Origin of the sequence: Herbaspirillum sp. SJZ099 (assembly GCF_007828355.1) — a bacterium.
In the GTDB taxonomy this organism is placed as follows: domain Bacteria; phylum Pseudomonadota; class Gammaproteobacteria; order Burkholderiales; family Burkholderiaceae_D; genus Herbaspirillum.
In genome coordinates, this window is sequence record NZ_VIUO01000005.1 from 313,342 (window position 1) to 326,583 (window position 13,242).

8 protein-coding genes and 1 tRNA gene are annotated in these 13,242 nt (G+C 61.2%); 7 read left to right on the forward strand and 2 right to left on the reverse strand.

Features of this window, described 5'->3' with window-relative positions:
- Positions 1 to 162 precede the first annotated feature (162 nt).
- The 7 genes from FB597_RS13720 (at position 163) to FB597_RS13750 (ending at position 10,061) form a co-directional block, all read left to right on the forward strand.
- Complete coding sequence (locus FB597_RS13720) at positions 163 to 3,150, forward strand: EAL domain-containing protein (RefSeq protein ID WP_141913629.1); 2,988 nt, start codon at positions 163 to 165, stop codon at positions 3,148 to 3,150.
- Positions 3,147 to 3,347 carry a hypothetical protein gene (locus FB597_RS13725; RefSeq protein WP_144769836.1) on the forward strand — a complete coding sequence of 67 codons (201 nt, stop codon included), beginning with the start codon at positions 3,147 to 3,149 and terminating at the stop codon, positions 3,345 to 3,347. Before FB597_RS13720 ends, FB597_RS13725 begins: the two co-directional genes overlap by 4 nt.
- 252 nt (positions 3,348 to 3,599) lie before the next feature.
- The gene (locus FB597_RS13730) at positions 3,600 to 5,579 is read left to right on the forward strand and encodes a methyl-accepting chemotaxis protein (protein WP_141913631.1); all 1,980 of its coding nucleotides are present in this window, start codon (positions 3,600 to 3,602) and stop codon (positions 5,577 to 5,579) included.
- Positions 5,580 to 5,648: 69 nt separating this feature from the next.
- Positions 5,649 to 7,529, forward strand: coding sequence for a DNA mismatch repair endonuclease MutL (gene mutL, locus FB597_RS13735; RefSeq protein WP_144769837.1), 1,881 nt, complete (start codon positions 5,649 to 5,651; stop codon positions 7,527 to 7,529).
- 30 nt (positions 7,530 to 7,559) lie between these two features.
- A complete protein-coding gene (gene miaA / locus FB597_RS13740) occupies positions 7,560 to 8,513 on the forward strand; it encodes a tRNA (adenosine(37)-N6)-dimethylallyltransferase MiaA (RefSeq protein ID WP_144769838.1) in 954 nt (317 codons plus the stop codon).
- A 76-nt stretch (positions 8,514 to 8,589) separates the two neighbouring features.
- Positions 8,590 to 8,666 (forward strand) — tRNA-Met (locus FB597_RS13745).
- A 165-nt stretch (positions 8,667 to 8,831) separates the two neighbouring features.
- Positions 8,832 to 10,061 (forward strand): integrase arm-type DNA-binding domain-containing protein, encoded by a 1,230-nt coding sequence (locus FB597_RS13750; protein ID WP_144769839.1) that lies wholly within the window; start codon positions 8,832 to 8,834, stop codon positions 10,059 to 10,061.
- A gap of 86 nt (positions 10,062 to 10,147) precedes the next feature.
- Here the strand turns inward: FB597_RS13750 and FB597_RS13755 are convergent, their stop codons facing one another.
- Complete coding sequence (locus tag FB597_RS13755; RefSeq protein ID WP_144769840.1) at positions 10,148 to 12,010, reverse strand: DUF262 domain-containing protein; 1,863 nt, start codon at positions 12,008 to 12,010, stop codon at positions 10,148 to 10,150.
- Between the two features lie 16 nt (positions 12,011 to 12,026).
- Positions 12,027 to 13,187, reverse strand: coding sequence for a hypothetical protein (locus tag FB597_RS20520; RefSeq protein ID WP_255517171.1), 1,161 nt, complete (start codon positions 13,185 to 13,187; stop codon positions 12,027 to 12,029).
- Between the last annotated feature and the right edge of the window lie 55 nt (positions 13,188 to 13,242).

A 13,242-nucleotide genomic window follows, 5' to 3' on the forward strand; every position in this document is an offset into this window, starting at 1 on the left:
TCAAAAGAACATCGAGCCTATCGCCCGAGCGCCTTCGAAGGCGCCGGTTGCGCGCTGGCCAGTCCCGGCGGGACAGGCCGGAAAAAACGGCATATCATCGAGCACAACGGCGCACAACCGGGGACTGCGTCGTTTCCGCCATACCAAAGGGGGATAAAGAGGATGCATGACCATGAGCCGTTCATCAGGGAATTGAACCGCAGGCATTTGTCGGGGGACGAGCGGGATGCGCTGCTGGCCGCTCTTTCTCGCTCGATGGCAATGCTCGAATTCGCCGCCGACGGCACCCTGCTCGACGTCAACGACAACTTCCTGCGCCTGCTCGGCTACCGGCGGGACGAACTGGTCGGCCGGCACCACAGCATGCTGTGCGACGCCACCTACATCACCACCGGGCACTACCAGCAATTCTGGCAACACCTGCGCGCCGGGCAGATCATTTCCGGCACCCTGCAGCGCATCCGCGCCGACGGCTCCACGCTTTGGCTGGAGGCCATCTGCAGCCCCATCCTGGACGACCGCGGCCAGTTGCAGAAAGTGATCTCGGTGGCGGCCGACATCACCGCCCATATCGATGATTCGCGCCAGACCCACAGCGTGCTCAATGCCCTGAACCGGTCGCTGGGCGTGCTCGAACTGTCGGCCGACGGCATCATCCTCGATGCCAACAGCAATTACCTCAAGACCATGGAATACCTGGCCGACGAACTGGTCGGCAAGCCGCACCGCATGCTGTGCTACGACGACTACGCCAACAGCCCGGAATACGCCGCCTTCTGGCGCGATGTCTGCAACGGCCGCTTCTTCTCCGGCCGCTTCCTGCGCCGTGCGCGCAATGGGCGCGCAGTATGGTGGGAAGCCACCTACTCGCCGGTGCTCGACGCCCACGGCCAACCCGAGAAGGTGATCTGCATCGGCGCCGACGCCACCTACCGGGTCACGCGCGAAGTCGGCGACCGCGAACACCTCTACCTGCTCTCGCTGGGCATCAACGAGACCGACAACGCCGTCATCATCACCGACGACCAGAACCGCATCGTCTTCCATAACATCGGCTTCACCCGCATGCTCGGTTTCCAGTCGCGGCAGGTCATCGGGGAGCGGCCGCATGAACTGTTCGCCGACCACCCCAGCTTCGTGCGCTCGATCGAACGCTGCCACGACGAGCTGCTGCAAGGGCGCAGCTTCCATACCGAAGAACTGATCCACGACATGCACGACCAGCCGCTGTGGATGTCGGCCGTGGTCAACCCGATCCTCGATCCTTCGGGAAAACTGATCAACGCGGTATGCGTGATGACCGACATCACCAACACCAAGGTGCACGAAGTGCTGCAATACCGCGTCCTCAACGCCATGGCGCGCGACTCCTCGCTGGCCGAGCAGATGAACCTGCTGTGCGAAGAAGTCGAGCGGGTGGCGCCGGAAGTGGTCGCCTCCATCCTGCGGGTCGACGAGCAGGGCCTGCTGCATACCCTGGCCGGCCCCAGCCTGCCGGAGTCGTATAACCGCGCGCTGGACGGCATCCCGGCCGGCCCGGACGCCGGCGCCTGCGGCACCGCCGCGTTCCTCGGCGAACCGGTCATGTGCGCCGATATCGAGACCGACCCGCGCTGGGCCGCCTATAAGCACCTGGCCTTGCCGAACGGGTTGCGCGCCTGCTGGTCGACGCCGGTCAAATCGTCCGACGGCAAGGTCATCGGCACCTTCGCCTTCTATTACCGCGAACCCCGCGATGCGCCCAGCGCCTTCCACCAGCTGCTGGTGGATGCCGGCCTGCACCTGTGCGCGCTGGCCATCGAGCGCGAAGCCTCGCGCGCGCGCATCCACCAATTGGCCTTCTACGACTCGCTGACCGGCCTGCCCAACCGCAGCCTGCTGCTGGTCCAGGCCGGGCAGGCGATCGCCGCCGCCGAACGCAGCCGCAGCACGGTAGCGGTGATGTTCATCGACCTCGACCGCTTCAAGCAGGTCAACGATTCGCTCGGCCACCAGGCCGGCGACGAACTGTTGCGCACGGTAGCCACCCGGCTGCAGTCGCAGGCGCGGCGTTCCGACATCGTCGGCCGGCTGTCCGGCGACGAGTTCGTGGTGGTGCTCACGCAATACGACGCCAACCATCTGGCCGAGGTCGTCAAGCGCGTCCAGGAACAATTGTCCGAACCCTGCCACATCAACGGCACGCTGCTCAATCCGTCGGCCAGCATCGGGGTGGCGATGTTCCCCGCCAACGGCAACGACATCGAGACCCTGCTGCACCGCGCCGACATCGCGATGTACCAGGCCAAATCCATCAATCGCGGCCGCCACAGCTTTTTCAGCGACGAAATGAACAGCCTGGCGCAAGAGCGCCTGGCGCTGGAAAGCGCCTTGCGCGACGCCTTGCGCGGCGGCGACTTCGAACTGCATTACCAGCCGCAGATTCATCTGCAGGACAACCGCCTGCACGGCGTGGAAGCGCTGGCGCGCTGGCAGCATCCGCAACTGGGCAACGTCTCGCCGGGGCGCTTCATTCCAATTGCCGAGGAATGCGGCCTGATCGGCGAACTGGGCAAATGGGCACTGGAGGAGGCCTGCTTCCAGCTCTCCGACTGGCGCCGGCGCGGCATCAAGGTGCCATCGGTCTCGGTCAACCTCTCCGCCACCAACTTCCATGACCTGGAATTGCCGCAATTCCTGACCGACCTCTTGCAGCGTTACGCGCTGTCGCCGTCCGACCTGACCATCGAGATCACCGAAACCGTGCTGATGGACACCAACCCCAGCACCAACCAGACCATCGCCGCCGTGGATGCGCTGGGCGTGCCGCTGGCCATGGACGATTTCGGCACCGGTTATTCCAGCCTGGGCTACCTGCGCAAGCTGCCGGTCTCCGAGCTGAAGCTGGACCAGAGCTTCGTGCGCGACATGGCCAAGGATTGCGCCGTGAGCGCGCTCACCAATGCCGTCATCCGCATCGGCGAAAGCCTGAAGCTGACCGTGGTGGCCGAAGGAGTGGAAGACGCCGAACAGTACGAGTTGTTGATCCGGCAAGGCTGCGATGTGGCCCAGGGTTATTATTTTTCGCGGCCCTTGTCGCCCGATGGCCTGGAAAACTGGATCCGCGATTTCATGGCGGGAAAAAGCAGCTACTGCAGCAGGCAATCATGATCGGCCGCGGCCAATGCGCCGCCGCGCATGGCGCGATAAGGAAACGGCCCGATCCGATAGGCAATGCGGCATCCGATGCAAAAGAAATCGATCGATTGCGCGGTATCGATAACAAGATGAGATATCAAAAAAATAATCTCATCGCCGGAAAAACAACAGGCCGGGAAAATGTGGGCGCAAACATCGAAAGTAATTGAAACAGAGCAAAAACCTGTCGATATACTTCTGCCTTCCCCAGCAAATCCAGAGACATAAACGTAACCGCCAGGATCCACAGCCTGGCCGCTTCCTGTGTTGCCGCCAGCCTGGCGCAGAGCCTGGCTGGCAAGTTCCAGATGCGCTGTACCACACCTGAAAGGGTGCTCACGGGTTACCGATTGCGAGATGCAAGGCACTCCGGTCGGCGTTGACACGACGTCCTATTTCTCTTGGTTCACAACAAAAACACCATGCCCATCGATACCTCCGCTCCGGCGCACCGCAGCTCCATATTGAACCGATCCGTCGGCGCAAAACTTACCGCGTTGACGGTAGCCCTGGTCGGCGCCGTCTTCATCATCGCGCTCATGCTCATCACCTACTCGGCCTCGCGCATGGTCGAGCAGCGCTCGCTCGAGCAAATGTCCAACGAGGCGCGCAGCGTATCGCACATGGTCGGCATGTTCGACCATACGGTCACCAGCCAGGTCGACCGTTTTTCCGCCATGTTCGGCAATGAGTTCGCGGGCAAATTCACGCTCGACGAAGGCCGCACCATCCAGATCGGCGACCGCGCCACGCCGGCGCTGCAAAACGATGGCCACGACCTCAATCTCGACTTCACCATTCCCGACCGCTTCACCGCAGAAACCGGCGTCACCGCCACCATCTTCGCCAAGACCGGCGACGATTTCGTGCGCGTGTCGACTTCCCTGAAAAAAGAAAACGGCGAGCGCGCCATCGGCACCCTGCTCGACCGCGCTCACCCCGGCTATGCGGCGCTCAAGGCCGACAAGGCCTACAGCGGCCTGGCCACGTTGTTCGGCAAGCAATACATCACCAAGTACGTGCCGGTCAAGGATGCGGCCGGCCAGATCATCGGGGTGCTGTACGTGGGCATCGACATCTCGCCCGACATCAAGGCGCTCAAGGACCAGATCAAGGCGCTCAGGATCGGCGACACCGGTTTCTTCTATGTGCTCAACGGCAAGGAAGGCAAGGAGCTGGGCACGATGATTGCCGGCGCCCCGCGCGAAGGCAAGGAAGAAGGCGCCAGCCTGCTCGAGCTGAAGGACGCCGCGGGCAATGGCTATATCAAGGCCATGCTGGAACGCCAGGAAGGCGCGCAGCATTACACCGCTCTCGACGGCCGCAAGAAAATCATCGCCCTCGCCCGTTACCCGGGCTGGAACTGGGTGATCGCCGGTGAAGCCTATGTCGACGAGCTCACGCGCGAAGTCGATACGATGCGCAAGCTCTATATCGGCGGCGGCCTGCTGTTTTTGGCGATCCTGGGCCTGATCCTAAGCCTGGTGGTGCGGCGCATGGTCTCGCGCCCGCTGGACGCGGTATGCCAGGCCGCCGACCGTATCGCCGGCGGCGACCTGACAACCCGCCTGCACGTTGTGCGCAGCGACGAGATCGGCCGCCTGATGCGCGCCTTCAACGGCATCAGCGAAGGCTTGTCGGCAGTGGTGGCCAGCGTGCGTTCCGGCACCGAGGAAATCAACACCGCCGCCAGTGAGATCGCGGCCGGCAACCTCAACCTGTCCGCCCGCACCGAGCAGCAGGCCGGTGCCCTGGAAGAAACCGCATCGGCCATGGAAGAGCTGACCTCCACCGTCAAGCAAAACGCCGCCAACGCGGTGGAAGCCGACCAGTTGTCGGGTTCGGCATCGAGCGTCGCCAGCCAGGGCGGAGAGGTGGTCGGCCAGGTGGTCAACACCATGGATGCCATCAATGCCTCCTCGCAGCGGATCGTCGACATCATCAGCGTGATCGACGGCATTGCTTTCCAGACCAACATCCTGGCCTTGAACGCCGCCGTGGAAGCGGCGCGCGCCGGCGAGCAGGGGCGCGGCTTCGCGGTGGTCGCCACCGAAGTGCGCACGCTGGCGCAACGCAGCGCCACCGCCGCCCGCGAGATCAAGGAACTGATCGACGCCTCGGTCGAAACGGTAGGCAGCGGCGGCAAGCTGGTGCAACAGGCCGGCGCCACCATGGGCGATGTCGTGGCCAGCGTGCGGCGCGTCTCCACCGTCATCAGCGAAATCTCCACCGCCAGCCGCGAGCAAAGCGAAGGCATCGACCAGATCAACCGCGCCATCGCGCAAATGGACGAAAGCACCCAGCAGAACGCGGCCCTGGTCGAGCAGGCGGCGGCCGCGGCGCAATCGCTGCAACAGCAGGCCCAGCACCTGGCGGCCGCGGTCAGCGCGTTCCGCATCTGATCCAGGCAAGCGGGCCCGGGGCCGGAGCGGCCCTGGGCCCGGCCCCGTCCGCGGCGGTATAATCGCGCCATGAACGCACCGCTTTCCTCTTCCTCCGCCACGCCGGCCTATCGCCCTATCCAGGCCCTGCCGGACCAGTTGATCTCGCAGATCGCCGCCGGCGAAGTGATCGAACGCCCGTCGGCGGTGGTCAAGGAACTGCTGGAAAACGCGCTGGACGCGGGCGCCACCCAGATCACGGTGCGCCTGGAGCAAGGCGGCGTCAAACGCATCGCCATCACCGACAACGGCCGCGGCATCCCGCCCGAGCAGTTGCCGCTGGCGCTGGCGCGCCATGCCACCTCCAAGATCGCCTCGCTGACCGACCTGGAAAACGTCGGCACGCTGGGCTTTCGCGGCGAGGCGCTGGCCTCGATCGCCTCGGTGGCGCAACTGACCGTCACCACCCGCACCGCCGACGCCGCCCACGCCTGGGAAATCACCGGCTCGCAGCACGGCGCCGTTTCGCCGGCCTCGGGCGCCCAGGGCACCACCATCGATGTGCAGGACCTGTATTTCAATACGCCGGCGCGCCGCAAGTTTCTCAAGTCGGAACAGACCGAATACGGCCATTGCGCCGAAGTCGTGCGCCGCATCGCGCTGGCCCGGCCGGATGTCAGTTTTTCGCTCTCGCACAACGGCAAGACCGTCGACCACTGGAACGTCGGCGAATTCGCCAAGCGCAGCGCCCACATCCTCGGCGACGAATTCGCCAACGCGCGCCTGCCGCTGGACGAAGCTGCCGGCCCGCTGCGCCTGCACGGCTTCGTCGGCTTGCCGACCGCCTCCAAGGCGCGCGCCGATAGCCAGTATTTCTATGTCAACGGCCGCTTCGTACGCGACAAGCTGTTGACCCACGCGGTGCGCGCGGCCTACCAGGACGTGCTGCACGGCGACCGCTACCCATCCTATGCGCTGTCGCTGGAACTCGACCCGGCGCTGGTCGACGTGAACGTCCACCCGTCCAAGATCGAGGTACGTTTCCGCGACAGCCGCAGCGTGCACCAGTTCGTGTTCCATGCCGTCAGCCGTGCGCTGGCGCAGACATCGGCCACGTCCTTCGGCAATGCGCCGCCCCCGCAGTTGCAACAACCGGCCGCCGGCGCGCCGCTGCCGTGGATGCGCGAACAGCAGCAAAGCTCGTTCGCCAACCAGTTCGCCGCGCAGCCGGCCAAGCCCTTTTCGTTCGGCGGCGACGGCTTCGGCGTGCGCCAGAATTCAGAAGCCTATGGCGCCATGTTCCGCGGCGACGCCGCCATGTCGCCGCCGCAAAACATGGGCGATGCCGCAACGCGCGCGCAAGCGCCGCAAGACCTGCCGGCCGGCGACTTCCCGCTCGGTTTCGCGCTGGCGCAGTTGCACGGCATCTATGTGCTGGCGCAAAACAGCGCCGGCCTGGTGGTGGTGGACATGCACGCCGCCCACGAACGCATCCTGTACGAGCAATTGAAAAACGCGCTGGATGGCAACGAGATGTTCGTCCAGCCGCTGCTGATCCCGGTCACCTTCTACGCTGACGCGGTCGAGGTCGGCACCGCCGAGGAACACCAGGAAACGCTCTCTGCGCTGGGCTTCGACATCGCCGTGATGTCGCCCACCACGCTGGCCGTGCGCGCGGTGCCGGCGCTGCTCAAGAACGCCGACGCCCAGACGCTGGCGCGCGACGTGCTGCGCGACGTGCGCGAATACGGCGGCTCGCGCGTGCTGCTGGAGCGCCGCAACGAACTGCTCGGCACGCTGGCCTGCCACACCGCCGTGCGCGCCAACCGCAGCCTGACCGTTCCCGAGATGAACGCGCTGCTGCGCCAGATGGAAGCCACCGAACGCGCCGACCAGTGCAACCACGGCCGGCCGACCTGGAGCCAGATGGCCCTGTCCGACCTGGACAAGCTGTTCCTGCGCGGACAATAAAGCGTGTTATGCACGATGACACGCCCTAGCATGGCAGCACCTCCCCTGGCCGTGGCCATCATGGGGCCGACCGCCTCCGGCAAGACCGCGGCGGCCCTGGAGATCGCCCGCCGCCTCCCCTGCGAAATCATTTCCGTCGATTCGGCCCTGGTCTATCGCGGCATGGATATCGGCACCGCCAAGCCCAGCCCGCAGGAACTGGCCGAGGCGCCGCATCACCTGATCGACATCATCGACCCGGCCGACGCCTATTCGGCCATGCAATTCCGCCAGGATGCGCTGCGCCTGGCCGGCGAGATCGCCGCGCGCGGCAAACTGCCGCTGCTGGTGGGCGGCACCATGCTGTACTTCAAGGTGCTGCGCGACGGCCTGGACGAATTGCCGCAGGCAGATCCCGCGCTGCGCGCCCAACTGGATGAGGAAGCCGCCCGTGCAGGCATGCCGGCCATGCACGCCCGATTGGCCGCGCTGGATCCGGTCACTGCCGAACGCCTCAAGCCCAACGACAGCCAGCGCATCCAGCGGGCCCTCGAGATCACGCTGCTGACCGGCCAGCCGATGTCATCGCTGCTGGCGCAGAAAGAACCGGAACCGCTGCCCTTCGATCTGCTGCCGCTGGCGCTGGAGCCGTCCGACCGTTCCGTGCTGCACCGGCGCATCGCCCTGCGTTTCGACCAGATGCTCAGCGGCGGCGGCCTGCTGGACGAAGTCAATGCCCTGCGGGCGCGCGGCGACCTGCACCTGGGCCTGCCGTCGATACGCTGCGTCGGCTACCGCCAGGCCTGGGAATACCTGGACGGCCTCATCGATTACGCCACCATGCGCGAAAAAGGCATCGCCGCCACCCGCCAACTGGCCAAACGGCAGCTTACCTGGCTGCGCTCCATGCCGGAGCGCATCGTGGTCGATTGCAATGCCCCGGATGCCACCGCAAAGGTATTGGATCAGGTGGAACAGGCGCTGGCAGCCCGCCAGGCCAGCTGAACGGGCATCCAGCATAAAAAATGGCCACCCTATTGACAGGCGGCCGCAATGCTTCTATAGTGTCGGGCTTGCTTCTGGTGATATAGCTCAGTTGGTTAGAGCACAGCACTCATAATGCTGGGGTCGGTGGTTCAAGTCCACCTATCACCACCAGATACTGATTCGAAGAAGTCCAGTAGAATCCTGAAACCCGCTACAGGCCTAGTGCTTGAGCGGGTTTTTTGTTTTTCAACGTCCAAAACGGTGCGTTGACAGCCAATAGCGGTAGGGGTAGTTTTAGGGGTAACCTCACATTACCCCAACATCGCTACCCCTAAAATGCCTAGAATCATTGAGCCCCTCAAGGATCTACAAGTTAAGAATGCCAAGCCGAAAGACAAGCCGTACAAGCTAGCCGACGGCGGCGGACTCTACTTGCTCGTCACTCCCACCGGCAGCAAAGGGTGGCGACTCAAATACCTGTTTTTAGGGAAAGAAAAGCTGATCTCCTTAGGCACCTACCCCGAGGTCAGCCTGCAAGAAGCTCGTAAGCGACGTGACGCCAATAAGGAGCTCGTGTCCGATGGGGTTGATCCTAGCGATAACAGAAAGGCCGCCAAGCTAGCAGGCGTTGAGCGCGCTGCAAATAACTTTGAAGCCATTGCACGAGAATGGCTGGCCAAGCACAAAGAAGAATGGGCAAAGACCCACTACGAGAAAATAGTCGGCCGACTTGAGAACGACGTTTTCCCTTACCTCGGGAAGAAACCAATTTCCAGCATTACGACATCTGAACTGTTGAGCGTCATTCGAAAGATTGAAAGTAGAGGCGTACTAGAAACAGCGCACCGAGCTCTTGCAAACTGCGGACAGGTCTTTCGGTACGCAGTAGCCACGGGGCGGGCGGAGCGCGATCCAACTGGAGATCTTCGCGGAGCTCTCGCTTCTGTGAAAAGTCGCCGCACTCATTTCGCGGCTGTCACCGAACCCAAAGAGGTTGGCAGCCTTCTTCGTTCCCTCTACGGATATGACGGCACTCCAACGGTCTGTGCGGCGCTGCGTCTCGCACCACTGGTGTTTGTAAGACCGGGAGAGCTACGAGCAGCGGAGTGGGCACATATTGATCTAGATGCCGCCGAATGGCGCTACACAGTCACGAAAACGAATACACAACATATCGTGCCGCTCCCCAGCCAAGCGGTTGAGATTCTAAAGGACCTCCAACCGCTGACCGGTAGTGGGAAGTATGTTTTTCCCAGCCCAAGATCCAAGACTCGCCCGATGAGTGACAACGCGATTTTGTCAGCTATGCGCCGCATGGATATCGGCAAAGACGTCATGAGCGGCCACGGCTTCCGGGCCATGGCGCGCACTATTCTCGATGAAGTCCTTGGAGAGCGAGTCGATCTTATTGAGCATCAACTGGCGCACGCGGTCCGGGATCCCAACGGGCGCGCCTACAATCGGACTTCTCATCTTCCAGAACGCAAGCGAATGATGCAACGCTGGGCAGATTACCTGGATTCGTTACGTGTAGGCGCTGAGGTAATTCAACTGCGCGAAGCTTAATACCAAGTGGCCTCAACTAGCCGCAGTAATGACGCATATCGCACCGAACCTCCGCCTTGACCTGATCTCCAGCGCTCAAGCGCTGTTCACGCGACTGGCGAAATGACTTGCTGCTGATCGCCTTCATCCTCTTCGGCATCGCCAAGTTCAGATCCGTCCGCAACAGCCGCCGCCGCTTTACCCATGGCCCGTTCTACCAGTTTGACCAGACTAGCCTTTCGGTTTTTGTAGAAGGTGTCGAAGTCGTCAGCCCGAAGCGCGGTCGTATCGATGAGATGCGAGCCGACAATGGCGTTCATCTCAGCATCCGCAAGCTGAACCTGCGTATGAGATTGCAATTTTGACAAATAGATCGATGGCGCATGCCCGCCGATCATTCGGTTTGCCTTGTAGGAAATCGGGGTTTTATTGACGACCGTGTTGTAGACCGCGCGCTTAATACCGTTCTTCTCGCACCAGTCCTGCGGGAAGATGTGATGAATATCAAGCGCAAGTTCCTCGTCGTCGAGTTCCTGGATCTTTGCCTTCCAGAAAAAGTCTTGCGCGCCTTCACGAAGCACCAGCACATTCAGGCCTTTATACGCGGCTGACAGGCGCGACGTCATCGTGTCCAAGCGATCCGGGCTAAACGCCGCATCTGCAATGGTTCGAGGTATTGCGCTGTCACTCTCGATCCACTGTAATAGATCCTCGACATCGTTTGCGATTCGGGTCTCGATGGCGCTGCCATAGAGTTCGCCGAGAACACCACTCCAGTACCAGTGAGAAAGTTTTTGGTAGATGCGCGGCTCAAGCCAGCGTTCGCGCAGGTGCGCGAGTACCGAGGCGAGCGGGGCCAGTTGTGTTCGATACGGCAATTCGCGTGGGCTTTTCACACACTCCTTGCGCAGAAACTTGGCAGCGAGCAGGAAGCCCACTTCGACCTCTTCTGCCCATTTGGCATACGCACTCAAGGGCATTGCAAGTATCGAGACACGTTTTGCGCTCACCGGTTGTATAGACTTTCCTATTTTCCCAGACGCCACATCGGCGCGGCGCAACTCCAGTGTGTGCAACATCGATACCGCCTGCAGGAAGTCCGTAGACTCCACCTGTGACAGTAGCGCCTCTTTGCATAGGCGTTGATACCGTCCCGAAACATTTCTGGTGGCGTTGCCATGCCAGTCATCACGCAGATTGAAGCCGTCAGCTGCGTAGGTTGCAGTGACCAGTTCAAAAACGTTGAGTGGGACGCCACCGGTGTTTACTTTCTCGAAGACCAGGCAGACGGCTTCCTTCGTCGTGGCCTTGCCGAGCTGGATCACAGGTAGCTGGTAGTTACGGAAGGCATTCAGTACCTGTCGACGGAACTGCATGTACAGGCCGAACTTTTCGGCAGCGTACTCCTGCAAGGCTTCTTCCCATGCATCCGAGTTCAGGATTTGATCGCATGGAAAGTACAGCTGCTCGCACTCCTTCTGCGTCGTAGTCAAATCAAGATCAATCTGGCGGCCAAAGTTGGAGCGCTTGATCTTGTCCTCTTCGATGGCCTCAATAGCGTCCTCCAGGCGATCCCCACCTTCCAGTGCTACTTCAATGTTCCAGTAGTAGTGCCTTCGAATAGGCTTGCCCTTTTCGGTGCGGGTCTTCACCGCGTCCTTCGTGGCCAAGACTTGCGTGAGGGTGGTAAGGCGTTGTTGCCCGTCGAGAATCAGCAGCTCCGCATCTGATTCGCCCGATGGGAGCGAAACCCCCTCCACTGGCCGTACCTGAAACTTGGCCTCGCCACCGGTCTCCAGCAGCATGACTGCCCCGACCGGGAATGACCTGGCAATGCTCACCAGCAGACTGCGGATGTGCTGGTCATCCCACACCCATCCACGCTGAAAATCAGGTAACTGGATCTTCGCCTTGACGATTTCGGCAAGGATCTCTGGCAATAGCCGCTTGGTGCTATCGAAAGTGCTCATTGTTTTACCTTCATCATTACTTCACCAAATCCATCAACTTGTCGAAGCTCTTCACCACGTCGTACTTGACGTTTTCAGGGGCGTACTTCCGGTTCATTTCGTCGAAGAACTTGCGGGCGCATTCGATCTTGGTTTCCTCGATCTTCGTCAATTGCATCGTTGACATGGACCCTTTGGTCTCCGCAACGAAATAGACATGCTTGACGGCCCCCTCTTTGAACGAAATTGCCCAGTCAGGGTTGTAGTCACCCACCGGCGTCGGGATCAGAAAGCCACGGGGCAACTTGGCGTACACGATCACATCGGTGCAGGTGTCGAGGGTCTCGACGAATTTGCGCTCGATACCAGAATCAGTGACCACGTAGTCGTAGATATGCCGCTTGAGCTTGTCACCGGCCTTGCTGAAGTCCTGCTTGGTCTGCCCTGCGGTGAAGATGTCGATATCGAACTTGTCCTCGACCGGGTCGTAGGCTAGATGTTCGATGATCATCGTTGCCTTCTGCTCGTTGATCAGTCGCACCGCTTCCGCGATAAAACTCTCGGGATTGGTACGGAACTGTGCAAACACCGCGACGCTAATTCCTTTCAGGATGTCTGCTGTCGTGCGTCGCGTCAGTTGCGTACCGTCAGCGATCTTGCCGATGAGGTCGTACTTCACTGCGGAATGAATCGACTGCTTGTTGTACTCGACTGTCGTTTCAGCGACCTTGAAGCCGTCCCCACTCTTCAGTGCATCTGCCGTTACCTGATCAACTTGCTCACCGATCTGAATCGTGTACTGCAACGGCGTCACGCGAAGGCTCTTGTCTAATTCGGCAACGGCCTTCTTCACCAATTCCACTGAATCAAAGTCAACGCTGTAAGCCGCTTTGCGATTGATCCGGCTCCACAGTTCCTTGAACTCACGCTTCTCAAAGTTGCTGTTGAGCGGGTTCTTCTTGGGGCGACGGTCATCGCCAATCTCAAACATCTGACTGTCGCTGAAGACGCTGTCGATCAGTTGGTACACCTGTTCAGCATAAGCCTTCAGTTCCGGGGGCAACGGTGCCAGGGTGCCTTCCTTCTTAGCCTCGTGGTACGTGCCCGTGATGCGGTCGGCATCGTCACTGTAGTCGTTCTTGAGCAGGTACTTGTAGATGACCTGACCTGAAAAAACTGGTCCGACTTGAAATTTCATATGCTATTGAAAAGGAGAGTCAGACCATGCCGAAAAAGCGATTCACATCCGAAGA